This is a genomic window from Microbacterium kyungheense (genome assembly GCF_006783905.1).
Taxonomy (GTDB): domain Bacteria; phylum Actinomycetota; class Actinomycetes; order Actinomycetales; family Microbacteriaceae; genus Microbacterium; species Microbacterium kyungheense.
In genome coordinates, this window is the sequence record NZ_VFPE01000005.1 from 55,713 (window position 1) to 79,350 (window position 23,638).

The window sequence follows — 23,638 nt, forward strand, 5'->3', positions numbered from 1 at the left end:
GCTCGGGGTCAGATCACCGATTCGCTCCACGGGTCGGGGTTGCCGAAGCGGTGCGCGGTGATGGTCACGGACTGCTCGTGGAGGAAGGGCAGCAGCTCGAGGCGGCCGGCCGTCGTGACCTCGTTGTCGTACACGGCGAGGTCGGGGTCGCCGCCGACGGCCTGCGAGACGAGCGTGTGGAGGGCGGCCACCGCGTCATCCTGGCCGATGAGACGGACGCGATCCGGGCGCGGAGCGGGCGCCTCGTCGGCGACGGCGTCGAGCAGGTCGTCGGGCGCCGTGATGCGCTGCAGCCACTGCTCATCGGACTCCACGTAGACGGCGACGTCTTCGTCGGCCAGCACACGGCGCACCGCCGCGGGCAGCCCGACCGGGGCGCTGAGCGTCAGCCTCGATCCGGCGCGCAGTCCGGCCACGACGACGCGCAGCACGGCCTGCCACGAGGCGTCGGCCGTCGCGCGCAGCGCCACCGAGCCGATCGGGCGGTACCGGAAGAGGTTGCGCTCGACGCCGAGCCCCGACACGTCGCGCACCTGGCCGAACTCGCGGTCCCACGCGATCGCGTCCGACAGGGCGCCGCGGCGCAGCCATTCGAACGCCGCGTAGTCCAGCGAGGGCTGTGCGGCCTCGATGAGTGCCGCGATGCGCGTGTCCAGGCCACGCAGATGGAGGGTGGCGGATGCCGGAGAGCCGGACGTCGCCCGCCACCGGCCGAGACCGACGAGGTAGTTCGGCCCGCCGGCCTTGGCGCCGGCACCGACCGACGAGCGCTTCCACCCGCCGAACGGCTGCCGCTGCACGATGGCGCCGGTGATGCCGCGGTTGACGTAGAGGTTGCCGGCCTCGACGCGGTCGAGCCACTGTGCGAGGTCGTGCGGGTTCTGCGTGTACAGCCCGGCCGTGAGGCCGTACGCGACGGCGTTCTGCAGCTCGATCGCGTGCGACAGCGACGAGGCGTGCATGACGCCGAGCACCGGGCCGAAGAACTCCTCGTGGTGGAACCGCGAACCCGGCTGCACGCCCACACGGATGCCCGGCGTCCACAGGCGCCCGCGGTACTCCGGAGCGCCGTCCACGCGCCGCGGCTCGACGAGCCACTGCTCCCCCTCTTCCAGCGTGGTGAGCGCCCACTCGAGCTTGCCGCGCGGCACCTCGACGACCGGCCCGACTTCGCTGAGCGGGTCGGACGGCGGGCCGACCCGCAGGGACCCGGCGGCATCCACCAGCTGCCGGGCGAACCGGCGGGAGTGCCCGACCGGACCCACGAGGATCGCCAGCGACGCCGCCGAGCACTTCTGCCCGGCATGGCCGAAGGCGCTCTTGACGAGATCGGATGCCGCCAGGTCGAGATCGGCGGTCGGCATGACGATCATGGCGTTCTTGCCGCTGGTCTCGGCGAGGAGCGGCAGGTCGGGCCGCCACGAGCGGAACAGGGCCGCGGTCTCCCACGATCCCGTGAGGATCACCCGGTCGACCGCCGGATGCGACACGAGGGTCTGGCCGAGCCCGCCCTCGTCGATGTCGACCAGCGCGAGCACGTCGCGCGGAACCCCGGCCTCCCACAGCGCCTCGGCGACGACGGCCGCGCAGCGCCGTGCCTGCGGGGCCGGCTTGAAGACGACGCCCGAGCCCGCGGCGAGCGCGGCCAGCACGCCGCCCGCGGGGATCGCGATCGGGAAGTTCCACGGCGGCGTCACGACGGTGAGCTTCGCCGGCTCGAAGACCGCACCGCTCACGCGGTCGAGCTCCCGAGCGGTCGCGGCGTAGTAGTTCGCGAAGTCGACGGCCTCGCTGACCTCGACGTCCGCCTCTGCGAAGACCTTGCCGGTCTCGGACGCGGCGACCTCGATGAGTTCGCCGCGGCGGGCCTCCAGCGCACGGGCGGCGGCTATCAGGATGCCGGAGCGGTCGGCGGCGGGCAGCGCACCCCATGTCGTCGCGGCTGCCGTCACGCGGGCGATGATCGCCTGTAGCGACGACTCGTCGGTGACGCGCGCGGCGGCGATGGTCGCGTCGCCGGCGCGCGACGTCTCGATGCGCGACAGGATGCCGCGCGCCCAGGCGCGGTTGCCGGGCAGCGCAGGGTCGCTGTCGGCGGTGTTGTGGAATCCGGGCGCTCCGGCGGCGCGGGCGTCGGTCTGGCGGGGCGCGAACACCGCGGTCTCGACGAACGCCTCGGCGCCGAACACCTGCTCGGGCACGGCCGGCTCCAGCGGCGCGGTGTCGGAGGTCACGGCGGACCGCGCGATGCCCATCACGACCTGGGTCAGCCCGGCGTCGTCGCCCGACGCGGCGCGCCGGAGCCGTGCGCGGGTGCGCGGAGCCTCGGCACCGGCCCCGGCGTCCGTCGGTGCCGCCAGGGCCGCGGCTTCGACGACCCGGTCCTGCTCGCGCCGAGGTCCGGTCGCGAGCGCGGGGTCGTCGGCCCGGGCGATCGATGCGACGAAGCGGTCTCGCTCGCGGGCGAACATCGCCGGGTCGTCGGCGAGGTCGAACGCGGCCGACAGGAAGTTGTCGCTCGACGCGTTCTCTTCCAGGCGGCGCACGAGGTAGCTGATCGCGACGTCGAACTCGTCGGGCCGCACGACCGGCACGTACAGCAACACGTGCCCGACCTCGCGCGTGACGGCGGCGACCTGTCCCTGCGCCATGCCGAGCAGCATCTCGAACTCGACGTCGGGCGACGCGCCAGCGTCGCCCGACGTCGCCTGCACTGAGCCTGTCGAAGTGTCGGCGCGCACCGCGCCGGCGCCCGCGAGCAGCCACGCATACGCGATGTCGAAGAGGTTGTGCCCGGCGACGCCGATCCGCACCGCGCGCGTGCGCGCGGGGTCGAGCGCCGCGCGCAGACAGCGCACGTAGTTGGCGTCGGAGTCGACCTTGGTGTCGTAGGTGGCGAGCGTCCACCCGTGCATGACGGCATCCACCCGCTCCATCGCGAGGTTCGCGCCCTTCACGAGCCGCACCTTGATGCGGGCGCCGCCGGCGTCGACGCGCTGCAGGGCCCACGCCGTCAGGCGATCCAGCGCCGGCAGGGCGTCGGGCAGGTAGGCCTGCAGCACGATGCCGGCTTCGAGCAGGCGCAGCCGGGGGTCTTCGAGCAGGCGCGTGAACACCGCGATCGTCAGGTCGAGGTCGCGGTACTCCTCCATGTCGAGGTTGATGAACGTGCCATCGGACGCGGCCGTCAGATACAGCGGGCGCAGGCGCTCGACCACCTTGTCGACGACCTCGTCGAACGCCCACATCGAGATGTGGCTCGCGATCGCCGAGACCTTGACCGACACATAGTCGACGTCCGGCCGGCGGATGAGCTCGTGGATGCCGTCCAGTCGGCGCAGCGCTTCGTCCTCGCCGAGCACCGCCTCGCCGAGCAGGTTGAGGTTCAGCCGCGCGCCCCCGGCGCGGAGCTGCTCGATGGCGGCGCCGAGCTTGTCGGGCCGGGCGTCGACGACCAGGTGCCCCACCATCTCGCGCAGCACCCGGCGCGCGATGGGCACGACAGGCGACGGCAGCACCGGCGCCACCACGCCACCCACGCGCACGGCCGAGCGCAGGTACCACGGCAGGAACTCGGGCACGAGCGGTGCGACGCGGTTGAGGTGCGAGGCCGCCGCCGACAGGCTCTCGGGGCGCATGACGCCGTCGACGAAGCCGATCGTGAAGGGCAGCCCGTTGGGGTCCTTGAGCACGCCGGCCAGGCGCTCGGCCGCGGGGTCGGCCTGCACCTCGGCGCTCTCGCGCGTCCAGCGCTGCGCCAGCGCGACGGCCTCGTCGACCAGACGGCGCTCGGTTGCGGGATCCCTGTGCGCTTCGCTCACTGCTTCGTTCACCTCTGCGTTCACGTGTGTGACTCCAGCCTGCACCTCTTCGTGCGCGATCGGCTCGACCTGTGCCATGACGTCCAGGGTGCGGCATCCGTTTGTTCACGAAAAGCGAGCATCTATGATCTGTATCGTTCGGTTCTGTCGATGGGATGCCGGTGCTCGAACTTCGCCGTCTCAGACTGCTCCACGAGCTCGCGCTGCGCGGCACGCTCGCAGCCGTCGCCGAGGCGCTCTCGTACAGCCCCTCGACGATCTCGCAGCAGCTCGGGCTGCTCGAGAAAGAGGCGGGCGTCGCACTGCTCGCCCCGGACGGCCGCCGCGTGCGGCTCACCGAGCACGGGCGCGTCCTCGCCGCGCACGCGGCTCGCGCTCTCGACCTCGACGAGCAGGCACGCGGAGAGCTGGAGTCGCTCTCGCCCGGGCTCGCTCCGGTGCGGGTGGCGGTGATGCAGACGGCGACGCTCGCGCTGCTCCCGACGGCGCTCGCGCTGCTCGGGGACCGGGCGGCCGGGCTGCGCGTCGAGCTCGTGCAGCTTCCGCCCGAGCAGGGGCTGTTCGAGCTGACGGCGCGCGGTGTCGACCTCGTGGTCGCCGAGCAGTACCCCGGGCACACGCGTGCCCACGTCGAGGGCCTGGAGCGCGAGGTGCTCGGCACGGATCCGATCCGGCTGGCGGTGCCGCCCGCGGATCCGGCGCGAGCGCTCCACGAACTGCACGAGCGGGCGTGGGCGATGGAGCCCGCCGGCACCGCGGCTCGCGAGTGGGCCGTGCAGCAGTGCCGCGCCGCCGGCTTCGAGCCCGACGTCCGGTTCGAGCTCGCCGATCTGACCGCGCACGCCCGGCTGGTCGCGACCGGGCACGCGGTGGCCGTGCTGCCCGACCTGCTGTGGGCCGGCTCCCCCGCGCCGGTGAGGCTGCTCGACCTGCCCGAGCACCCGGCGCGCGAGGTCTTCGTGTCGCAGCGCGTCGCCTCCCGCGACCGCGCGGGAATCGTCGAGGTGCGGCGCGCGCTGCGCGACGCGTTCGCCGCGACCAACGCCGATCCGGCCGCCTGAGGTCTGCGTCGCCGCCGTCCGTCACCCCGCCGAGCCGCCCTCGCCCGGCCCTCTAGGCTGGGCTCGTGTCTGAGCAGCCTCGCGTCGCCCCTGCGCGCAAGAGCCGCTTCACCTGGGTCCGCGCGGTGGCCGATCGCGTGCCGACGGCGTGGTTCGCGGCGATCGGGACCGGCGTGTTCCTCGCCGCGACGGCGGCGTTCGGCGGACTCGCCACGGCTGCCGAGCCGCCCCTCGCACACCTCAGGAAGGGTGCCGCGCACGTGAACGACATGCGGTCGCTCACCGTGGAGCGCGCGGTGCTCATCGACGAGCTGCCCGGCTCGGGCACGTTCCCCGAGGATGGGCAGCGCGTTCTCGCGATCGTCGTCGACGTCGAGAACAACTGGGATGAGCCGATCCGGGCCACCGGCGCCGTGCAGCGGTCCTTCTCGGTCGCCGGGCTGGACGAACCGTCCTCGGCGGCGCGGATGGACGACGCGACGATCGGCCCGACGCTGCAGCCCGGCGTCCCGGCACAGCTCGTCTATACCTGGATCGTCGATGACGACGAATACGCCGCCGGCGACCGGCTCACGGTGAGGCTCGACGATCTGACGCTGTACACCGGGACCTTCGTCACCCGCGGCAGCGACTGGGAAGACCCGGTGGCCTCGGCCACGCTGACGCTCACCATCCAGGACGTGGGTGCCGGTGTCGATCAGGAGGACGACAATGGCAGCTGAGGGGAGCGCGCCCGGTGCACCGTCCCATCCCGTCCCGAGCGCCGCGCACCTTCCGCCGTGGGCGGGGTGGACGATCGGTCTCGTCTTCATCGCGGTCGCCTGGTTCGTGGCCCTCGCGACGCCGGGCGAAGCGCAGATCCAGGCACCGTTCCGCGTGCCCGCATCGGTCGGCGATGCCGCGACCGGGCGCAGCTTCACGGTGACCTTCACCGACCTCCGCCGCGCGTCGGAGGTGAGCGCGGACGGCTGGAGTGCAGACGGCAACTGGCTGGTCGTCGATCTGGAAGCCGAGGCCGTGCAGACCGAGGCTGGAACGTCGATCCAGTACGCGAAGCTCGAGCTCGACGGCGTGCAGTTCGACGCGAGCGAGCGCCCGGACTCACTGGCCGGAAGCGCGCTCGCGGTCGGCGCACCCCGCGAGGGCAGTCTCGCCTTCGAGCTGCCCGAGGGAGTGGAGGCCGGCGAGGGACGGATCGAGCTGGCTCTGAACGCCATCAACCAAGAGCTCGACTCGATGATCGTGCTGTCGTTCGACCTCGCCGAGGTCAAGACCGTCGATCAGACCGAGCTGCTCGAGAACGGCTGGGTGAACCCGTGAGCGGCTGGTGGCGCTCCAACGCCGTGGCGCTCGGTGCGCTCGTCCTGCTCGTACCGGCGACATATGCCGCGATGTCGTGGAACGAGTGGTCCACGGTGCTGGAGAACAGCGCGAGCAAGGCTGTCGCGCTGCCGCCCGGCGAAGAGATCCCTTATGCGGGTGCGACCGTCGGCCCGGCGTCGGCGGAGTTCACCGAGCTGCCGGACGCCCCCGCGCATACGCGTGTCGTCACTGTCACGCTTCACATCGATCCGGGCGATCAGTCCTTCTCGTGCACAGTGCCGCAGCTGCGCGAGGCCGACGGCCATCGTCGCCAATGGGACGCCCGCGATGATCTCGGCCGCGAATGGGACCCCGACATCCACACGTTCTGCGACAGCGAGGCTGAGGGCCCCTACGACCTCACCCTGGACTACCTGGTGCCCGACGACGCCTCGGGTCCGTTCGTGGTCGAGCTGGAGTCCGTGGCGGGCAGGCCCGAGTTCGTGAGCGCCGTCGTCGAGCCCTGAGCGGTGTCGAGAGCCTCAGGACGATCGGACGCCCCGGCCTGACGCCCCCGGAGTCGCCCGATGACGCCGTCGTAGCCCCCTGCGACGAGAGCGATGCGGACGGGCTCGATCAGCACCGGCACGATGAGGAAGATCAGCTGGTCGTTGACGAACCAGAACTGTGAATCGTGCGGCCCGAACGCCCGGGGAACCGCCCATTCGCACACTCCCTGCAGCCACAGCAGCAGCGTGTACGTCAGCACGAACCCGCCGATCAGCACCGGGCCCGCGCGCCACATCAGCACGAGGGCGTTGCCGATGGGCGTGAAGCGGCCCACCAGGTCGCTCCACAGGTCCTCGAGCCGCGCGCGGAGCCGGCCGGGCAGGTTCCGGTAGTGGGTGCGGATACGACGGCCGACGTCACCGGCGATGCGCTCGGTCGACACCGCAGCCGGTGCGACCGCCTGGCCGTAGAGCACGCCTGCGATGGTCAGCCAGGCCACCGGGAGCAGGATGATGCCGCCCACTTCGCCGAGCAGCCACTCCGTGGCGCTCCAGAGCCACGCGAACGGGAGGAAGACGGACTCGATGCCCGCCCGCAGATCGCCGAGCCACACCATGCCCTGCCGCGTCGCGACCCAGTTCGACACCGTCGCGACGATGTCGCCGATCACGACCGCGGCGAAGTACACCCAGACCGCTTCAAGATAGGCGGCGAAGACTCCGAACCATCGGGGCAGTCGATCGCGGTAGCGCTGGAGGAGCCAGCGCAGCACGAACGCGGCGATCACGATCGCGATCGTCAGCGGCGTGACCGTGACCATGCCGTTGAGCCCGTCGCCGACCGTCGCGTCGTCGAACAGTCGACCGGTCGTGAGCTCGAGCACCCGCGAGGAGTACGCGACCGCATCCTCGCGCAGGTACCCCCAGGCCGCGTAGAAGGCGAAGAACGGGAGGATGCCGACCATCAGCGCGTCGACGAACTCACGCCGCCGCGCCGGGCCGTCGGCGGGCAGGGGGGCGATCGCCCGGAGCTGGCGCATGCCGTCTCGCAGCACGAGGAACATGGCCACGAGCGCGATGAGGCGCACGAGGATCGCGATGGGCAGGAGCAGTGACCCGGCGACGGCACTGTACGAGCCGATCCACCCCGCGAACTCGATGACGCCGTAGCGGGCGAGGATCGCGCCGAGGTACAGCGCGAGCAGCACCGGCCAGTGCCGCCACAGCAGGCGGCCGGCGGTGCGCAGCACGTCGAGCACGTCGGTCACCCGCTTTACGCTAGCGGGCGCCGCGGCTCCTCACGCGCGCGGTCGGGGCACCGCCGAAGCGGTCGCGCCGCGGGGCCCCCGGCCGCGGCGCGACCGCCACATCAGGCGCGATCGGTGCGCGTCGGCGGGACTGCGCGCCCGTCCGTCTCGTCGGTGACCGCCGTGTCGCGCGTGCGCGCGTCGGCGACGTCCGCGTCCCGCACGTCCCGCGTGTCACGACCGTCGACGGTCTGCGCGGGCGCGGCCGCCGCGTCCCGCGTGATGCCCGCATCTCGCATGGCTGCCGCGTCCCGGGTGACCGCCGCGTCGCGATCGGTCGTCGCGCCCGTCGCGGTCGTTCCCCGAGTGGAGTCGGCCGCATCCGCGTCGACGTACGGGTCGACCTTGTCGGCCTTGCGCAGCGTCTCGGCCTGCTGTGCGCGCAGGTCAGCGGCCTCGTCGCGGTGCTCGTCGATGGTCCCGGCGCGGCGTTCGGCGTCGATCGAAGCCTCTGCTGCGCGCGCCTTCGCAGCCTCGGCCGCCGCCGAGGCGGCCGCCGCGTCGGCCCGGGCGCGGGCTGCTTCGGCTTCGTGTTCACGGGCGGCGAGTTCGGTCTCGCGTGCGTCGGCGCGCATGCGCTCTGCACGCTCATGCTGATGCTCGAGTCTCCGCGTCCGGCGGCCTCGGGCCGTCAGCAGCAGCGCGATGACGACGATCACGAGCACGATCGCGATGACGACGATGATCCAGATGAGAGTCGTCGTGTCCACGGCTCCTCCTCCCTCGGCGCCGGCGGGAATGCCGGCGCCACCCAGATCAGCGAATCGCCCTTCGCGTCTGCCGTACAACCCATTGCGCGCCGCTCGCCGTTGCGCTAACCGCGCCCTCGCTGCGCATATGCGCATCCGGATGGGATCAGGGCCGACCGCGCGTAGGATGATCAGACTCGCCGGCGCAGTATCCAGCCGCCCGCTTTCAGAAGGGCATGGGTTGACCGATCTCCCCTCTCTCGCCTTCGGTGGTGACGCCTCCCGCGACGCCGACGAACTACTGAGGCTGCAGGAATGCTCCGCGGAGCCGATCCGCACGATCGGCCGCATCCAGTCGCACGGTGCGCTGTTCGGCGTCGACGTCGAGACGGGCCTGGTCGTGGTCGCGAGCGAGAACGTCGAGCACTGGCTCGGACGCGATCTGCACGAAGCGGGCAGCGAGACGCTGCTGTGGGCGCTGCGTCACGGCGTGGCGGTCGACCCCGTGCGCGCCGAGTTCGAGGGCGCCGCCTACGACGTGATCCCGCATCCGGACACCACACCGAGGCTGCTGGAGCTCGAACCGGTCGTCCCGGGTCTGGACTATGTGCGCACTGGTGTCGTCGGCGCCATCCAGCGGCTTGCCGGGGTGTCGGATCCCGATGAGCTGCGCCGCCAGGCTGCCCGCGAGATCAAGGCCATCACCGGGTACGACCGGGTCATGTGCTACCACTTCCACGACGACGGTCACGGGCAGGTCGTGGCCGACGAACGTGAGCCCGAGATGGAGTCGTACTACGGGCTCCACTTCCCGGCATCCGACATCCCCGTGCAGGCGCGGGCACTCTATATCGAGAAGCGGTCGCGGGTGATCGCCGACACCGAGGACCCGGGCCTGCCGCTGCACACGCTTCTGCCCGACGAGGCGCCCATCGACCTCGGCCCGGCCGAGCTGCGCGCGTCATCGCCCCACCACCTCCAGTTCATGCGGAACATGGGCCAGGTCTCGACGGTGTCGTTCGGCATCGTGATCGGCGACCACCTCGTCGGCATGTTCACGTGTGCGCACCGCACGCCGCGACGCATCCCGGTACTCCTGCGCCGGGCCCTGGAGGTGCTCGCCACCCACGTCGCCACACAGCTGACGTCGGCCGAGCAGATCCGGCGCCTGAGCCGCCAGCTCGAGGTGCGCGAGCGGCGGACCGCACTGACCGCGCCGATCTACGGACGAACGGACGTGGGCTCGGTGCTCATGAGCGGGGAACGCACCGTGCTCGACATCGTGCCGGCCGACGGCGCACTCCTGCGGCTCGATGGGACCGTGACGACCGTCGGCGTCGTCCCTCCGCCTGGGCGACTGTTCGCGGTGGTGGACGAGCTCGGATCCGGGCGCTTCCTGTGGGAGGCGCTGCCTTTGGAGCGCCCCGAGCTCGCAGTCGAGATCCCCGGTGTCACGGGTCTGCTCGTGGTACCGCTCGGCGCCGACGGCGATGTGCTCGTGTTCGTGCGCGGCGAGGTCGCCCGCACCGTCGACTGGCTCGGCGAGCAGCGGCCTGAGAACCGCGACAGCCCCCTGTCGCCCCGCAGATCGTTCTCGGCCTGGAGCCAGAGCGTCACCGGACGCAGCCTCCCCTGGGGCGAGCACGCGCAGGACGCGTACGACCTCGGCGAGGACATCCGGGCGGCGATGATCGCGCGAGCGCAGGCCGAGCTGGCAGAGCTCGCTCTCCGCGACGCGCTGACCGGCCTGCACAACCGACGCTTCCTGCATGATCGGCTCGAGGACCTGCTCGACGCTTCCGACAAGGCCGTCGCCGTGGTGTTCCTCGACCTCGACGACTTCAAGCTCGTCAACGACACCTATGGCCACGAGGTCGGCGACGCCGTGCTGGCGGCGATCGGCCGGCGGCTGAGCGGGGTCGCCCGCGCATCGGACGTGGTCGTGCGGCTGGGCGGCGACGAGTTCATCATCGTCTGCGTGGACGCGGGGCCGGCCGAGGCGGCCGCCGTGGCCGGCCGGGCGCTGGCGTCGATCACCGAGCCGATCGTGGTCCGCGACACCGAGATCCGCGTGAAGGCGTCGGCGGGTGTGGTCACAGCCGAACGCGGCAACGCGCCCGGTGACCTGCTGGATGCCGCGGACGCCGCCATGTACCGCGCGAAGCGCGGCGGCGGCGGACGGGTCTCAGCGTGAGGGAAGCTCCGGCTCGGGCACGATGCGCAGCCCACCGGAGGAGTTCGCCGTGTCGACGAGCTCGTGCAGCCACAGCCGATTGATCTCGGGCATCGGCCCCTCGTACTCGAATCGCAGCTGGGTCACCGGAGAGATCCAGATCGACTGTCGCAGCGAGGTCTTCTCGTCGACGATCGCGAACGACAGGTTCTCGCGGCGGCGCAGCTTGGCCAGGATCACGAGCTCGAGGTGCGCCAGCACGCGGTCGTCGATCGTGAAGGACGCCGCTGGGGAGCCGTAGTGAAGTATGCCCACACCCCGATCCTATGCGTGTCGGCCGCGCGCTAACCTGGAGGGCATGGCGATCGTGAACCGGCTCACCGTTGATGGACGTGACTACTTCCTCCCCGACCCGGTCACCGACCTCAAGGGCAAGATCCTCGAAGCGGTCAAAGCCGGGGGCGGGTACGTCACCGTCCCGCCGCTGCGCGGCGGTCCCGGCGTCGACATCCTCTTCTCCCCCGGGATGCCGGTGACCTGGTCTCAGTTCGAGGTCGGCGACTCGGGCGCACAGGTCGAGGACCTCGGCGACGACACGGTCGACTACGACCTCTGAGCGCTCAGCCGCGCTGACGCGGCGTCAGACGGCTGCGGGGCCGACACCCCGAAGGACGCCGCTCATCGCATCCGCACTCAACGGCATCCCCCACAGGTAGCCCTGCCCTCTGTCGCAGCCGCGTGCCACCGCCCGGGCCAGATCGGCGAGCGTCTCGATGCCCTCGGCCACCACGCGCCACCCATGGCCGGCGCTGGTCTCGACCACGGTGGCGATGGCGTCGTCGGCTGCGGCATCCACTCGCTGCGTGAGCGAACGGTCGAGCTTGACCTCGTCGATGGGCAGCGATTCGAGCATCGCCACCGTCGTGTCGCTCGCCGCGAAATCGTCCACCGAGATGGTGACCCCCGCCTGGTGCAGCGACTCGATGGCCGACAGCATCGGCGCGCGCAGCTGCGGCAGCGGCGCCTCGGTGATCTCGACGGTCAGCGCCGCAGGGTCGAGGTCCAGCTCGTCCAGGCGGATCATGACCGCGTCGGCGTACCGTGACGAGAAGTGCGCGGGCGAGACGTTGACGGCGAACCCGACGTCGTGCCCTCCGTCACGCCATTCGCTGATCTGCTCTGCGGCCCGCGAGAACACGTACCCGTCGACCTCGTCGAGGAACCCACCGCGTTCGGCGAGCGGGATGAAGACCTCGGGCGAGATGGGCCCCTGCTCCGGGTGATGCCAGCGGCACAGCGCTTCGACCGAGGCGGGGACGGCCGCGAGAGTGTCCCCGCTCTCGGCCGTCGCACCGAGATCGTACTGACCCTGGTAGGCGACCGAGAGCTCACCGCCGGCCACCGCCGTTCGCAGGTCGGTGGTGAGCCGGAGGGAACTGAGCATGTGACCACACTCGGCGAGACGCCCACGACCGCGCAACACCAGACAGATCGGCTTCTGATCCGTATAATGCCCGCTCCGCGCCGCAACGTGGCACAGCGGACGGCGGGGAGGCTACTGTAGAGGGCGATGGGCACGCTCACCTACGACTCCCGCATCACGGCATCCTTCGACGACCGGATCCTCGCTCACCTGCAGTCCGTCATCTGGTCGAAGCTGCGCCGTGGTGAATCGTTCCCGTTCACGTGGACCGACCCGATGCGCAGCGGCCTCGGCCGCGCCTCGATCTGGCTGAGCCCCCACGTCTCGCTCTCGTTCGAGTACTTCGGCGGGCGCCAGCCGCGGCTGAACCCCGAGTGGATCGAGGCGCTCACCAAGGCGGCGAACTCGCCCGCCGGTCTGACGCTGGTCCCTGAACCAGACGGACCCGCCGCACCCGCGGGCGCGCGATAACCCGCGGCAGCCGGCCTGTCAAGGCCCACCCGCCAGGCTGAGCGTCGACCTACCGTCGACGCATGAGCCAGCACGCCCACGACAGCGAACCCGGCTGGACCGTCCGCTGGACGAGTCCTGAGCGCGGCGAGTGGACCGCCGACCTGCACGGCATGGTCGTCGGCGAGGTCCATCGTGACGCAGACCGCTACATCGCCACGCGCGGCGCCAGGACGCTCGGCCGCTACCGCTCCCTCGACGCCGCGCTCGAGGCCGTGGACCACCGAAGCCTCACCGCTCCCGAGCCCAACCGGCTCTGGACGCTCCTGCTGACCACGATCAACGTCGGCATCGTCGCGGCGATCGCGCTCGTGGCGACGATGATCCTCCGCTGAGCCAGGCCCCGAGCACTCGGTCCCGGAGTGCTCAGTCCCAGAGGCTGGGCGCAGCAGCCCGCGTGGACGGCAGCGCTGCGCCGTCGGCCCAATCCGACACCCAGCCCGGCAGCGGAGGCAGGTCGTCGGGCCGGCCGAGGGCCGCGAACAGCTCGTCGGTGTTCACGACTCCGCCGGTCTTGCGCAGGAACCGGGCGCGCACGATCATCTCGGCGTACACCTCGCCGCCGACCACTGCACGGTGGATCTGGTAGACGGCCTTGTCGTCGTGCCCGTAGAGGCGCGACTCGACCGTGAACCGCTGCCACAGCTGCAGCGACTTGCGGAACGTCACGGTCTCGCTGGCCACGACGGCGTACCAGTCGCGCTCGTTCATGGCGTCCCACAGCCCGGTGCGGATCAGCAGGTCGAACCGGCCCAGATCGAACAGCGACGCATAGCGCCCGTTGTTCATGTGCATCAGGAGGTCGATGTCGGTCGGGAGCGTCGTCAGCCGGACGCGTCCGACGGACCGCGGAGGGATCGGGCCGTTGCGGCGCAGCATCGCCTTCGCACGCATGATCGTCAGCAGGGTCCGCCACCACACATTCACGAGGTGCGATCGTAGCGATCCTCGACCTCAATGCCGATTCGCTTGACGATTCCCACAATGACCGGATGCCGCGACCGGCGGCATCCGATCGTCACGCGCCGTTCATCAGGCGTTCGCGCGATTTCACGTCTCGCGGCGAGCCGCGTAGAGTCTCGCCCATGGAAGCCGAAACCCAGACCGACATCGTCGTCCGTCCGGTGCGCGACGTCGACGCCGAGGCCCTCGGGCGCGTCCACGCGACGTGCTGGCACGAGACTTACGACCACCTGATCAGCAAGGCCGCCCTCGAAGCGGTCTCGCCCAAGCGCCTCGCCGAGCTGTGGACCCACTGGGCCGTGCAGGGTCCCGAGTTCAAGATGTTCGCTGCTCTCGTCGACGGCGAGATCGTCGGGTTCGCGGGGTCCGGCCCGGCGCGCGACAAGGACGCTCCGCGGTTCCGCGAGCTCTACTTCATCTACCTGCTCGACGCGTACCACGGCACCGGCATCGGCCAGAAGCTCTTCGACGCGGTCGTCGAGCCCGCCGAGGGCCTGTACCTGTGGGTCGCGGACGACAACCCCCGCGCGCACCGCTTCTACGTGCGCAACGGCTTCACACTGGACGGCGCCTCGCACACGGAGCCCTTCCTCGGCGAGACGCTCACCGAGGTCCGGTTCACGCGCTGAACGTTCTCTCACGAGGGGGCGTGTCCGGTTCGCCGGGCGCGCCCCCTCGGCGTTTCGCGGATGGATGCCGCACCCCGGCCGCAGCCGGGCTCAGGTTCCGCGAGACTGGTCGCATGCCCCCTCGCACCGCGCTCACCGTCTGGCCCCTCGAGGGCATTCCCGAGATCCACGCCGGCACCGACCTCGTCTCGGTGATCGCCGACGCCGCGGGCGGTGACCTCCAGGACGGCGACATCCTCGTGGTGACCTCGAAGATCGTCTCCAAAGCCGAGGGCCGCTTCGTGGTGGCCGACGACCGCGAGGACGCGATCACCGCCGAGACGGTGCGGGTGGTGGCCTCCCGCGTCACCCCGTCGGGCTTCACGACCCGCATCGTGGAGAACCGGCTCGGCATGGTGTCGGCCGCGGCGGGCGTCGACGCGTCGAACACCCCGGATGGCACGGTGCTGCTGCTGCCCGTCGATCCGGACGCCTCGGCCCGCGCGATCGCGGGCGGGCTGCGCGAGCGGCTCGGCGTGCAGGTGGGCGTCATCGTGTCGGACACGCTCGGCCGCGCCTGGCGCGAGGGGCAGACCGATCACGCGATCGGCGCCGGCGGCGTCGAGGTGTTCGAGGATCTCCGTGGCGGCACGGACGCCGAAGGGCGGCCGCTCGTCGTCACGATGCCGTGCGTGGGTGACGAGCTGGCCGCGGCGGCGGACCTCGTGAAGGGCAAGGCGGCCCGCCTGCCGGTCGCCGTCGTGCGAGGTCGCGCCGACCTCGTGGGCGGGCTCGACCTACCGGGTGCGCGCTCGATCGTGCGACCGCTCGAGCGCGACATGTTCCGCCTGGGTGCTGACGAGGCCTACGCCGAAGGGTACGAGGCGGGAGCGGCACGTGTGCTGAGCGAGGCACGAGACGAAGCATCCCGTTCCGACGAGGGCGGTGTCGGCGCCACGGACTAGGGTGCAGGAGTGGCGATTCGCACCAAGGGCACGCGCAAGGGCGGCGCGCAGGCGCCGTCGTTCGACTTCGACGAGGCGGTGGTTCTCGCCGATCTCGCACCGGGCGACGCGGACGCGTTCGACGCCTTCGACGGACTCGCGTACAGCGGTGTCTCGCGCGAGGACTGGACGCTCGCCGTCGGCGACACCGTCGAGGCCTGCCGGTTCGACGGGCTGGAGCTCGACGCCTGGACGCTGAGGGGCGCGCACCTGCTCGAGAGCGTCATCTCCGGCGCGAACGTGCCCGCGGTGTCGGGCGCCCGCAGCGGCTGGCGCGACGTCGAGGTGCGCGACAGCCGGTTCGGTTCGGTCGAGGTGTACGACGCGTCGTGGCGCGGCATCCGGTTCACCCGCTGCAAGCTCGGCTACGTCAACCTGCGCGCTGCCGAACTGCTCGACGTCGCGTTCGTCGACTGCACGATCGACGAGATCGACCTGATGGATGCCTCGGCCCGCCGCGTCGCCTTCGACGGCAGCCGCATCGCCACCCTGAACAGCTCCGGCGCCAGGCTCACCGACGTCGATCTGCGCGGCGCCGACCTCGGCCAGGTCATCGGGATGGAGGGCCTGCGCGGCGCCACGATCTCGTCCGAGCAGCTGCAGCTCATGGCGCCCACGCTCGCGGCCCTCGCCGGCATCACCGTCGAGGACTGACCGGCTTCAGCGGCCCGACACCTTGCCGAACAGGCGGGCGATCGGGGCGAGCACGAGTGGTCGCGCGGCGATCCAGGCGGCGGCGATCACGAGCAGCGACAGCGCGAAGATCCAGAACCCGACCCAGTTGATCGCGTCCTGTGCGGCGTACATGTGGTTGAGGTTCCGCAGCGCCCCGGTCGCGAACACGAGCACGACGTGCACGAAGATGAAGAGCACGAAGTAGAGCATCACGGGGAAGTGCACCGCACGCGCCCACTCGACCGGGTAGGCCTTGTTGAGCCCGGCGGCGTTCTTCGGCCAGACGCCCGACATGCGGACACCGGTGATCGCGGCCAGCGGCGCGGCGAGGAACACGGTCGTGAAGTACGCCAGCTGCTGCAGCGAGTTGTAGTTGACCCAGCCGTTCTCGGTGGGCCAGTCCAGCGAGACGTACTGCAGCGCGGCCGACAGCGCGTTGGGGAAGACCTCCCACGAGGTGGGCACGATCCGCATCCACTGGCCGGTCACGAACAGCAGCACGACGAAGATCGCCCCGTTGACGAGCCACAGGATGTCGAGCGACTGGTGGAACCACAGGTTGAGGCTGATCTTGCGGCGCCCGTTGCTGCGCGGCGACCAGAACACCGTCGGCCGCTTCTCGGTGCGCACGGTGAGTCCGGTGCGGATGATCAGCACCATCAGGAACACGTTGAAGAAGTGCTGCCACCCGAGCCACGCCGGGAAGCCGACCGGCGCCCCCTCGGGCAGGTGGTACTCGCCGGGGAACGCCGCGATGAAGTCCACGCCCCATGACGTCGACAGCAGCCAGCGCACGGCGAACACGGCCATGGCGGCCGCATAGAGCAGCGCCGCTCCGCCGAGGATCAGCAGGCTCCACTGGCGTCCCGTGAACGGCCCGATCCGCCGCGCTTCGCGCCGTACGGGGTGCACGCGGGCGTTCGCGCCCTCCCACACGGTGTGCGGGTACGGCAGGGGCTGCGACAGCGGCACTCCGGTGGCGGTCGAGCGCACCGCGGGGGCAGTGGATGCCGCAGCCTCTGCCGCAGCCTCGGCCGGCGCTGCCGCAGGCACGGCGGCCGTGGTCGCGGCAGCCGGCGCCGTCGGCGCGACGCCCGCGGGCGGCCACGGTTCTCCCCCGGGCACACGCGGCAATCCGCGACGCAGCGCCTTCGCACCTCTGGCGGCTTCCGCTGGCGCGCTTGGCGGGTTCGCCTCGGCCGTTGCCGCCGTCTGTGACACCTGAACCGAAGGCGTCGCCGGTTCGCGTGTCGCAGTCGGCGCGTCTACGCCCGCCGACGCGACGTTCTGCGCGACCTGAGCGGGAGGTGCAGTGGATGCCGGCGGCCACGGCTCGCCGCCCGGCACACGCGGCAGGCCACGACGGATGCTGCGACCCGGCGCGGCCGTGCCGGCGGCCGCCGCGGCGGAGGTTCCGGCCGGCACAGGCGTTTCGTCTCGCTCGTTCCTCGCTCGCTCAACGGCCGGAGCCTCGGCCGCAGCCACAAGCTCGGCAGGTGCCTCGGTCACCACGGCAGCCTCCGTCGCCGCCGGAGCCTCGACCGCCGTTGCCGGGTCGGGCGCGCCGGGCGCGACGCCGGCCGGCGGCCACGGCTCGCCGCCGGGCGTGCGCGGCAGCCCGCGTCGCAGAGTCCCCCCGAACGTCGCCATACGGGTTACGCCTTCTTCGCCTCGAGCGCGGCGATCAACTGCGGCACGACCTGGAACAGGTCTCCGACGACGCCGAAGTCGGCGATCTCGAAGATCGGAGCGTCGGCGTCCTTGTTGATCGCGACGATCGTCTTGGCCGTCTGCATGCCCGCCTTGTGCTGGATCGCACCCGAGATGCCGATCGCGACATACAGCTGCGGCGACACCGAGACACCGGTCTGCCCGACCTGATACGTCTGCGGCACGTAGCCGGCGTCCACAGCGGCCCGCGAGGCGCCGACGGCGGCACCGAGAACGTCGGCGAGCTGCTCGACGAGCGCGAACTTCTCGCCCGAGCCGAGCCCGCGGCCGCCCGAGATGACCTTCGTGGCCCCGCGCAGCTCGGGCCGCGACGACGAGACGACCGCCTCGTCGACCGACACCACGCTCGCCGCGCGCCGGCCCGACGCGCGCACCTCGAGCTGCTCGACCTCGGCCGAGGCGACCGCTTCGGCGCGGGCATCCACCGAGCCCTGCCGGATCGTGATCACCGGCGCACCCCACGTCACCGCGGAGTCCACGTTGTACGCGCCGCCGTAGACCGAGTGGTGCGCGACCACACCCTCCGCGTCGCGCGAGACGCCCACAGCGTCCACCGCGATGCCGGAGCGGTTGCGCGCGGCGAACCGGCCTGCGACGTCGCGGCCCTCCACGGAGTTCGACACCAGCACGGCGTCGGGGCGCACCAGATCGGCCGCCGACGTCAGCGCGTCCACGCGGCCGGAGCCCAGGCCCTCCGCGGGCGCGGCGACCAGCACCGACGCGGCGCCGAGGGCCGCCGCATCCTTCGCCAGCGCCTCGTCGCCGACGATCAGCGCGACGGGTGTGCCCACCTGGGCCGCGGCACCGAGCACCTCGGCGGCGGACTTGGCCAGGCCGCCCGACGGCGTCGTGTCGAGAAGAACCAGGATCGAGTCATCTGCAAACGTCATGGCGCTTCCTCACGCGAGCCGGTTCTGGATGAGGAACTCCGCGAGCTTCTCGCCCGCGTCGCCCTCGTCGACGATCTTCACTCCCGCCGCGCGCGGCGGCTTCTCGCTCAGCCCGATCACGATCGACCGCGAGGCGTCCGGATCGTGCGCCTCGACGTCGAGGTCGGCCAGCGACAGCGTCTCGAACGGCTTCTTCTTCGCCGCCATGATGCCCTTGAAGTTGGGGAACCGGGCGTCCGGCAGCGCCTCGGTGATCGACACCACGGCGGGCAGGGATGCCGTCACGCTCACCGTCGCGCCGTCCGATGCCCGCGTGCCCGAGACCTCGCCCTCACCGATCTCGACGGCGCTCAGGTAGGTCGCCGACGGCACGTCGAGGATCTCGGCCACCATCGCCGGGACCACCCCGCCCGAGCCGTCCGTGGACTGGTTGCCGGCGATCACCAGATCGAACCCGGTGCGCTGCAGCGCGGCGGCGAGCACCTCCGCGGTCAGTCCGAGGTCTGCACCCAGCAGCGCGTCGTCGACCACCTGCACCGCCGAGGCCGCCCCCATCGCGAGACCCTTGCGCACCGTCGCCGACGCGGACTCGGGCGTCATCGACAGCACCACGACCTCGGTGCCCGGCGTCTTGTCGGCATACGACAGAGCCACCTCGAGAGCCCGCTCGCCGATCTCGTCGAGCACCGTCTCACTGGCCGCACGATCGGCCAGACCGGTCTCGAGGGACAGCTTGCGATCCCCGTATGTATCCGGGACTTCCTTGACCAGGACGACGATCTTCATGTCGATCTCCTCACGCTACGCAAGAGTCTAGGGGACTCCGGGCGAACGTCACACTGAGTGTCAGGCGAGCTGACACTCAGTGTCACCACCGCCGACGCGCCCATCGCCGGTACGGTGGAGGCAGGAGGTCGCGATGGCAGCACCGAAGCGGCTGGCGGTGGACCCGATCGCCGAGGCCAAACGCCAGTGGATCGCCCACGGGTGGGAGCCGGCGGCCGCCGGCATGACGGCGGTCACGTCGATCATCCGCGCGCAGCAGCTGCTGTTCGCGCGCATCGACGCCACGCTGAAGCCGTTCGGCCTGTCGTTCGCGCGGTACGAGATGCTGCGGCTGCTGGGCTTCACGCGGGAGGGACGGATGCCGATGGCCAGTGCCATCGCCCGGCTCCAGGTGCATCCGACGAGCGTCACGAACACGGTCGACCGGCTGACGCGCGACGGCCTGCTCTCGCGCGAGCCCCACCCCGACGACGGCCGCGCGGCGATGCTCGTGCTGACCGGCAGCGGCCGGGAGCTCGTCGAACGGGCGACCGCCGCGCTCAACACCGAGGTGTTCGAGAGCCCGGGTCTCAGCGAGGCCGACACCACCGAGCTGGTGCGGATCATCGCGCGCTTCCGCAAGGACTCCGGCGACTTCACCGAGCCGCGCCCGCAGCCCGAGCCCCTCTGACTCAGCGCCCGCGGAAGTCGGGGGTGCGCTTCTCACGGAACGCGGCCATGCCCTCCTTCTGGTCCTCGGTGTCGAAGAGGCTCGCGAACACGTGCTTCTCCAGGCGCAGCCCCTCCGCCAGCGACGACTCCAGCGCGCCGTCCAGCACCGCCTTGGCCGCGTACAGCGCCGGCAGCCCCTTCGCGGCGATGGCCTCGGCGGTCTTCTGCGCCTCGGCCAGCAGATCGGCGGCGGGCACCACGCGCGAGGCGAGCCCCGAGCGCTCGGCTTCGGCGGCATCCATCATCCGACCGGTGAGGATGAGGTCGGCGGCCTTGTAGTACCCCACGGCGCGCACGAGCCGCTGCGAGCCGCCCATTCCGGGGATCACGCCGAGGGTGATCTCGGGCTGCCCGAACTTCGCGGTGTCGGCGGCCAGGATGATGTCGCACATCATGGCCAGCTCGCACCCGCCGCCGAGGGCGTAACCGGCGACCGCGGCGATGACGGGCGTGCGCACGGCGGCGAACTGCGTCCAGCCGCCGAAGTGGTCGCCCAGCAGCATGTCGAGCCCTGTCTTGGACTCCATCTCTTTGATGTCGGCTCCGGCGGCGAACGCGCGCTCGGACCCGGTGACGACGATCGCGCCGATCCCCGCGTCGGAATCGAACGCGGATGCCGCCGCCACCACCTCCCGGCACACCTGGGTGTTCAGCGCGTTGAGCGCATCCGGCCGGTTGAGGGTGATCCATCCGACGCGGCCGCGCGTCTCGACGAGAATCGTTTCGTAATCGGTCATCTTCGTCCTCCGGTAGCTCAGTTTTCCACATGGGGAATGGTCCCCATGTGGGTGTGGTGGGGGGTTGTCGTAGCCTGGCGGTGGGCCTGATCGGGTCCGCTGATTTTGACAAAGGGACGGATCATGGCTGATTTCAAGGCTTCTTACGGCGAGATGGAGTCGATGGCGGGCAAGCTCGACTCGGGTCGCGAAGAGATCGGTGACGTGCTGCGTCGCCTGAAGAGCGACGTGGACCGTCTGCTGGGCGATGACTTCAAGACGCAGCACGCGTCGGGCAAGTTCGGTGAGGGGTACAACGAGCTGACCACGGGTCTGGAGAAGGCCATCGAGGGCATCTCCGACATGGGCGAGTCGCTGCGCAAGATGATGCAGGCGATCAAGGACACCGACCAGGCTCTCGCCGGCAACTGACGACGTCTTCTTCGAGTGGATGCCGGCGGCCCAGGCTGCCGGCATCCACTTCTTCCTGTCAGGCGCTGTCGGCCCGGATGGTGTCGATGACGCCTGAGAAGTCCTTCCCCGCGCCCTCGCCTGCCGCGAAGTCGCGGTAGATCTGCCGTGCGAGCATGCCCATGCGGGCGTCGACGCCGGTCGCCTCGATGGCGTGCTCGGCGAGGCCCAGGTCCTTGTTCATGAGCGCGCCGGCGAAGCCCGGCTGGTAGTCGCGGTTGGCCGGACTCGTCGGCACGGGCCCCGGCACCGGGCAGTTGGTCGTGAGAGCCCAGCACTGTCCGGACGCGTTCGAGGCGACGTCGAACAGCGCCTGGTGCGACAGCCCGAGCCGCTCGCCCAGGACGAACGCCTCGGCGACGGCGATCTGCGAGACCGCGAGGATCATGTTGTTGCACACCTTGGCGGCCTGCCCGAGACCGGCTCCGCCGCAGTGCACCACGCGACGGCCCATCGCCTCGAGCAGCGGCTGGGCGAAGGCGAAGTCCTCGTCGGTGCCGCCCACCATGAAGGCGAGCGTCGCGTTCTCGGCGCCGACGACGCCGCCAGACACGGGCGCGTCGAGCGATCTGTGACCGACGGCCTCGGCGAGGGCGTGCGCCGCGCGGGCCTCGTCGACGGCGATGGTCGAGCAGTCGACGAACAGGGCCCCGGGGGTCGCCACGTCGAGCAGACCCGGTGCTCCGCCGGCGCCGCGATAGGCGTCGAGCACCTGCGCCCCGGTCTGGAACATCGTGATGACGACGTCGGCGGAGGTGGCGGCATCCACCCCCGACCCGGCGGTCGCGAGCCCGGCGTCGGCGGCGGCCGAGACGGCCGCGGCGGCGACGTCGAAGCCGACGACGTCGTGGCCCGAGGCGGCGAGGTTCTTCGCCATGGGCAGGCCCATGTGGCCGAGCCCGAGGAATGCGATCTTCATGTCGACCTTCTTCGTCGCTGAGTCGGTGGTCGTCCGCGTCAGCTGCCGAGCAGCTGGCGGCCGATGATCACGCGCATGATCTCGTTGGTGCCTTCGAGGATCTGATGCACGCGCAGGTCGCGCACCACCTTCTCGATGCCGTAGTCGTGAAGGTAGCCGTAGCCGCCGTGCAGCTGCAGCGCCTGGTTCGCGACGGTGAAGCCGGCGTCGGTCGCGAAGCGCTTGGCCATCGCGCACTGCAGGGACGCGTCAGGGCTCTTCGCGTCCAGCGCGGCCGCGGCGTCACGGACGAGGGCGCGCGCCGCGCGCAGCTCCGTGGCCATGTCCGCCAGCGCGAACACCACGGCCTGCTTCTCTGCCAGCGGTTCTCCGAAGGTGAAGCGCTCGTGCACGTAGGTCACGGTGCGATCGAGCGCCCACTGGGCGCCGCCGAGCGAGCACGCCGCGATGTTGATGCGGCCGCCGTCGAGCGCCGACATCGCGATCTTGAAGCCCTGGCCGGGCTCGCCCAGGATGCTGGAGGCGGGCACCCGCACCTCGTCGAGGATCACCTGACGGGTGGGCTGGGCGTTCCATCCCATCTTGTGCTCGAGCGCCCCGAACGAGAGCCCCTCCGCGTCGGCGGGCACCAGGAAGGCCGTGATCCCGCGGGCGCCGGCGTCCGCGTCGGTGCGGGCCATCACGATGTACACGGCCGCCTCGCCACCGCCCGAGATGAACTGCTTGACACCGGTGAGCACGTACTCGTCACCCGAGCGGATGGCGCTGGTCGCGATCGCCGCGGCATCGGATCCGGCCCCCGGTTCGGTGAGGCAGTAGCTGCCGAAGCCCGTCATGGCCGTGAGGGTGGGCAGCCACGTGCCCCGCTGGTCCTCGTCGCCGTACGTGTCGATCATCCACGCCACCATGTTGTGGATGGAGATGTACGCGGCGATCGCGGGGTCGCCCTTCGCGAGCTCCTCGAAGATCGCCGCGGCGTCCGAGCGCGACAGTCCGGTGCCGCCGAAGTCGTCGCGCACATAGATGCCGCCGAGGCCGAGGTCGCCGCCACGGTTGAGCGTCTCGCGCGGGAAGTGCGACGCGGCATCCCATTCGAGCGCATGCGGCGCGAGCTCATGCTGCGCGAAGTCGCGCACCGCGTCGAGGATCGCGGCGCGCTCCTCTGCGGTGAGGTTCGGGGCCGCGGGGGCTGGCGTCGTCTGGTTGAGGGGGGCGATCGTGGTCACCATTGCTCCTTCTCGATCCGGAATCGCCCTTGTGGGGCATCCTGATCAACGCGATCGTGCCGACGTTGGCACACTGGTGATTTTACATGGACGTCCTTGTATCTGCTTGGGATTCCAGAGATCTGTGGATGCCGCTCCCGTTC

Annotated in this window: 25 protein-coding genes; 13 read left to right on the forward strand and 12 right to left on the reverse strand. The window is 71.2% G+C overall.

All coding sequences use genetic code 11. The annotated features are described in order from the left end of the window. Positions 1-8: 8 nt before the first annotated feature. Positions 9-3,899: a proline dehydrogenase family protein gene (locus tag FB391_RS15175; protein WP_246093550.1), complete on the reverse strand. Its 3,891-nt coding sequence runs from the start codon at positions 3,897-3,899 to the stop codon at positions 9-11. An 83-nt stretch (positions 3,900-3,982) separates the two neighbouring features. Here FB391_RS15175 and FB391_RS15180 point away from each other — a divergent pair, with 83 nt between their 5' ends. The 4 genes from FB391_RS15180 to FB391_RS15195 all read left to right on the forward strand — a co-directional run bounded on the left by FB391_RS15180 (position 3,983) and on the right by FB391_RS15195 (position 6,711). Then, positions 3,983-4,882, forward strand: a complete 900-nt coding sequence (locus tag FB391_RS15180; protein WP_141895759.1) for a LysR family transcriptional regulator — start codon at positions 3,983-3,985, stop codon at positions 4,880-4,882. Positions 4,883-4,947: 65 nt separating this feature from the next. Next, complete coding sequence (locus FB391_RS15185) at positions 4,948-5,604, forward strand: hypothetical protein (protein ID WP_141895761.1); 657 nt, start codon at positions 4,948-4,950, stop codon at positions 5,602-5,604. Continuing rightward, positions 5,594-6,202, forward strand: coding sequence for a DUF4352 domain-containing protein (locus FB391_RS15190; protein WP_141895763.1), 609 nt, complete (start codon positions 5,594-5,596; stop codon positions 6,200-6,202). The genes FB391_RS15185 and FB391_RS15190 overlap by 11 nt, the downstream gene beginning before the upstream one ends. Further along, entirely contained in the window at positions 6,199-6,711 is a 513-nt protein-coding gene (locus FB391_RS15195) for a hypothetical protein (protein ID WP_141895764.1), read from the forward strand. Before FB391_RS15190 ends, FB391_RS15195 begins: the two co-directional genes overlap by 4 nt. Here the strand turns inward: FB391_RS15195 and FB391_RS15200 are convergent. Next, the gene (locus tag FB391_RS15200) at positions 6,615-7,961 is read right to left on the reverse strand and encodes a hypothetical protein (RefSeq protein ID WP_141895766.1); all 1,347 of its coding nucleotides are present in this window, start codon (positions 7,959-7,961) and stop codon (positions 6,615-6,617) included. The two genes, FB391_RS15195 and FB391_RS15200, sit on opposite strands and share 97 nt — an antisense overlap. A 101-nt stretch (positions 7,962-8,062) precedes the next feature. Next, on the reverse strand, positions 8,063-8,710 hold the full coding sequence (locus FB391_RS15205; protein ID WP_246093552.1) for a hypothetical protein: 648 nt from the start codon (positions 8,708-8,710) through the stop codon (positions 8,063-8,065). Between the two features lie 220 nt (positions 8,711-8,930). Between FB391_RS15205 and FB391_RS15210 the strand changes: the two genes are divergently transcribed. Then, positions 8,931-10,883 (forward strand): bifunctional diguanylate cyclase/phosphodiesterase, encoded by a 1,953-nt coding sequence (locus FB391_RS15210; RefSeq protein ID WP_185843127.1) that lies wholly within the window; start codon positions 8,931-8,933, stop codon positions 10,881-10,883. Here FB391_RS15210 and FB391_RS15215 read toward each other — a convergent pair. Continuing rightward, complete coding sequence (locus tag FB391_RS15215; RefSeq protein WP_141895769.1) at positions 10,875-11,177, reverse strand: DUF7882 family protein; 303 nt, start codon at positions 11,175-11,177, stop codon at positions 10,875-10,877. The genes FB391_RS15210 and FB391_RS15215 overlap by 9 nt on opposite strands. 43 nt (positions 11,178-11,220) lie before the next feature. On the opposite strand from FB391_RS15215, the gene FB391_RS15220 reads away from it, so the two are divergent. Continuing rightward, a complete protein-coding gene (locus tag FB391_RS15220; RefSeq protein ID WP_141895771.1) occupies positions 11,221-11,478 on the forward strand; it encodes a hypothetical protein in 258 nt (85 codons plus the stop codon). Positions 11,479-11,502: 24 nt separating this feature from the next. On the opposite strand, the gene FB391_RS15225 is transcribed toward FB391_RS15220, so the two are convergent. Then, positions 11,503-12,306, reverse strand: coding sequence for an EAL domain-containing protein (locus FB391_RS15225; RefSeq protein WP_141895772.1), 804 nt, complete (start codon positions 12,304-12,306; stop codon positions 11,503-11,505). A gap of 126 nt (positions 12,307-12,432) precedes the next feature. Between FB391_RS15225 and FB391_RS15230 the strand changes: the two genes are divergently transcribed. Together FB391_RS15230 and FB391_RS15235 are read left to right on the forward strand one after the other, a co-directional pair. Then, on the forward strand, positions 12,433-12,756 hold the full coding sequence (locus FB391_RS15230; protein WP_141895774.1) for a DUF7882 family protein: 324 nt from the start codon (positions 12,433-12,435) through the stop codon (positions 12,754-12,756). Positions 12,757-12,818: 62 nt separating this feature from the next. Next, complete coding sequence (locus tag FB391_RS15235) at positions 12,819-13,130, forward strand: hypothetical protein (RefSeq protein ID WP_141895776.1); 312 nt, start codon at positions 12,819-12,821, stop codon at positions 13,128-13,130. A gap of 31 nt (positions 13,131-13,161) precedes the next feature. Here the strand turns inward: FB391_RS15235 and FB391_RS15240 are convergent, their stop codons facing one another. Then, positions 13,162-13,722 carry an acyl-CoA thioesterase gene (locus tag FB391_RS15240; protein WP_141895778.1) on the reverse strand — a complete coding sequence of 187 codons (561 nt, stop codon included), beginning with the start codon at positions 13,720-13,722 and terminating at the stop codon, positions 13,162-13,164. Between the two features lie 158 nt (positions 13,723-13,880). Here FB391_RS15240 and FB391_RS15245 point away from each other — a divergent pair, with 158 nt between their 5' ends. The 3 genes from FB391_RS15245 to FB391_RS15255 all read left to right on the forward strand — a co-directional run bounded on the left by FB391_RS15245 (position 13,881) and on the right by FB391_RS15255 (position 16,024). Next, positions 13,881-14,387, forward strand: coding sequence for a GNAT family N-acetyltransferase (locus FB391_RS15245; protein WP_141895780.1), 507 nt, complete (start codon positions 13,881-13,883; stop codon positions 14,385-14,387). A 113-nt stretch (positions 14,388-14,500) separates the two neighbouring features. Further along, positions 14,501-15,331 carry a coenzyme F420-0:L-glutamate ligase gene (cofE, locus tag FB391_RS15250; protein ID WP_141895781.1) on the forward strand — a complete coding sequence of 277 codons (831 nt, stop codon included), beginning with the start codon at positions 14,501-14,503 and terminating at the stop codon, positions 15,329-15,331. A gap of 9 nt (positions 15,332-15,340) precedes the next feature. Then, positions 15,341-16,024, forward strand: coding sequence for a pentapeptide repeat-containing protein (locus FB391_RS15255; RefSeq protein WP_141895783.1), 684 nt, complete (start codon positions 15,341-15,343; stop codon positions 16,022-16,024). A 6-nt stretch (positions 16,025-16,030) separates the two neighbouring features. Here FB391_RS15255 and FB391_RS15260 read toward each other — a convergent pair whose 3' ends face one another. The 3 genes from FB391_RS15260 to FB391_RS15270 all read right to left on the reverse strand — a co-directional run bounded on the left by FB391_RS15260 (position 16,031) and on the right by FB391_RS15270 (position 19,452). After that, positions 16,031-17,170 (reverse strand): cytochrome b/b6 domain-containing protein, encoded by a 1,140-nt coding sequence (locus tag FB391_RS15260; RefSeq protein WP_246093553.1) that lies wholly within the window; start codon positions 17,168-17,170, stop codon positions 16,031-16,033. 530 nt (positions 17,171-17,700) lie between these two features. Further along, positions 17,701-18,666: an electron transfer flavoprotein subunit alpha/FixB family protein gene (locus FB391_RS15265; RefSeq protein WP_141895786.1), complete on the reverse strand. Its 966-nt coding sequence runs from the start codon at positions 18,664-18,666 to the stop codon at positions 17,701-17,703. Between the two features lie 9 nt (positions 18,667-18,675). Then, positions 18,676-19,452, reverse strand: a complete 777-nt coding sequence (locus FB391_RS15270; protein WP_141895788.1) for an electron transfer flavoprotein subunit beta/FixA family protein — start codon at positions 19,450-19,452, stop codon at positions 18,676-18,678. Positions 19,453-19,585: 133 nt separating this feature from the next. Between FB391_RS15270 and FB391_RS15275 the strand changes: the two genes are divergently transcribed. Next, positions 19,586-20,122, forward strand: a complete 537-nt coding sequence (locus tag FB391_RS15275) for a MarR family winged helix-turn-helix transcriptional regulator (protein ID WP_141895790.1) — start codon at positions 19,586-19,588, stop codon at positions 20,120-20,122. 1 nt (position 20,123) lies between these two features. Here the strand turns inward: FB391_RS15275 and FB391_RS15280 are convergent, their stop codons facing one another. Continuing rightward, entirely contained in the window at positions 20,124-20,900 is a 777-nt protein-coding gene (locus FB391_RS15280; RefSeq protein ID WP_141895792.1) for an enoyl-CoA hydratase, read from the reverse strand. A 123-nt stretch (positions 20,901-21,023) separates the two neighbouring features. Between FB391_RS15280 and FB391_RS15285 the strand changes: the two genes are divergently transcribed. Further along, positions 21,024-21,311 carry a WXG100 family type VII secretion target gene (locus FB391_RS15285; protein ID WP_018171432.1) on the forward strand — a complete coding sequence of 96 codons (288 nt, stop codon included), beginning with the start codon at positions 21,024-21,026 and terminating at the stop codon, positions 21,309-21,311. Between the two features lie 58 nt (positions 21,312-21,369). On the opposite strand, the gene mmsB is transcribed toward FB391_RS15285, so the two are convergent. After that, positions 21,370-22,269 carry a 3-hydroxyisobutyrate dehydrogenase gene (mmsB, locus tag FB391_RS15290; protein WP_141895794.1) on the reverse strand — a complete coding sequence of 300 codons (900 nt, stop codon included), beginning with the start codon at positions 22,267-22,269 and terminating at the stop codon, positions 21,370-21,372. Between the two features lie 38 nt (positions 22,270-22,307). Beyond that, complete coding sequence (locus FB391_RS15295) at positions 22,308-23,498, reverse strand: acyl-CoA dehydrogenase family protein (RefSeq protein WP_141895796.1); 1,191 nt, start codon at positions 23,496-23,498, stop codon at positions 22,308-22,310. Between the last annotated feature and the right edge of the window lie 140 nt (positions 23,499-23,638).

What these genes read in the sequence shown, in the direction of transcription:
- FB391_RS15235 (WP_141895776.1), top strand. Translation starts at nt 12,819, where the DNA reads ATGAGCCAGCACGCCCACGACAGCGAACCCGGCTGGACCGTCCGCTGG.
- FB391_RS15285 (WP_018171432.1), top strand. Translation starts at nt 21,024, where the DNA reads ATGGCTGATTTCAAGGCTTCTTACGGCGAGATGGAGTCGATGGCGGGC.
- FB391_RS15230 (WP_141895774.1), top strand. Translation starts at nt 12,433, where the DNA reads ATGGGCACGCTCACCTACGACTCCCGCATCACGGCATCCTTCGACGAC.
- FB391_RS15245 (WP_141895780.1), top strand. Translation starts at nt 13,881, where the DNA reads ATGGAAGCCGAAACCCAGACCGACATCGTCGTCCGTCCGGTGCGCGAC.
- FB391_RS15190 (WP_141895763.1), top strand. Translation starts at nt 5,594, where the DNA reads ATGGCAGCTGAGGGGAGCGCGCCCGGTGCACCGTCCCATCCCGTCCCG.
- mmsB (WP_141895794.1), bottom strand. Translation starts at nt 22,269, where the DNA reads ATGAAGATCGCATTCCTCGGGCTCGGCCACATGGGCCTGCCCATGGCG.
- FB391_RS15225 (WP_141895772.1), bottom strand. Translation starts at nt 12,306, where the DNA reads ATGCTCAGTTCCCTCCGGCTCACCACCGACCTGCGAACGGCGGTGGCC.
- FB391_RS15280 (WP_141895792.1), bottom strand. Translation starts at nt 20,900, where the DNA reads ATGACCGATTACGAAACGATTCTCGTCGAGACGCGCGGCCGCGTCGGA.
- FB391_RS15175 (WP_246093550.1), bottom strand. Translation starts at nt 3,899, where the DNA reads ATGGCACAGGTCGAGCCGATCGCGCACGAAGAGGTGCAGGCTGGAGTC.
- cofE (WP_141895781.1), top strand. Translation starts at nt 14,501, where the DNA reads ATGCCCCCTCGCACCGCGCTCACCGTCTGGCCCCTCGAGGGCATTCCC.
- FB391_RS15275 (WP_141895790.1), top strand. Translation starts at nt 19,586, where the DNA reads ATGGCAGCACCGAAGCGGCTGGCGGTGGACCCGATCGCCGAGGCCAAA.
- FB391_RS15270 (WP_141895788.1), bottom strand. Translation starts at nt 19,452, where the DNA reads ATGAAGATCGTCGTCCTGGTCAAGGAAGTCCCGGATACATACGGGGAT.
- FB391_RS15265 (WP_141895786.1), bottom strand. Translation starts at nt 18,666, where the DNA reads ATGACGTTTGCAGATGACTCGATCCTGGTTCTTCTCGACACGACGCCG.
- FB391_RS15220 (WP_141895771.1), top strand. Translation starts at nt 11,221, where the DNA reads ATGGCGATCGTGAACCGGCTCACCGTTGATGGACGTGACTACTTCCTC.
- FB391_RS15295 (WP_141895796.1), bottom strand. Translation starts at nt 23,498, where the DNA reads ATGGTGACCACGATCGCCCCCCTCAACCAGACGACGCCAGCCCCCGCG.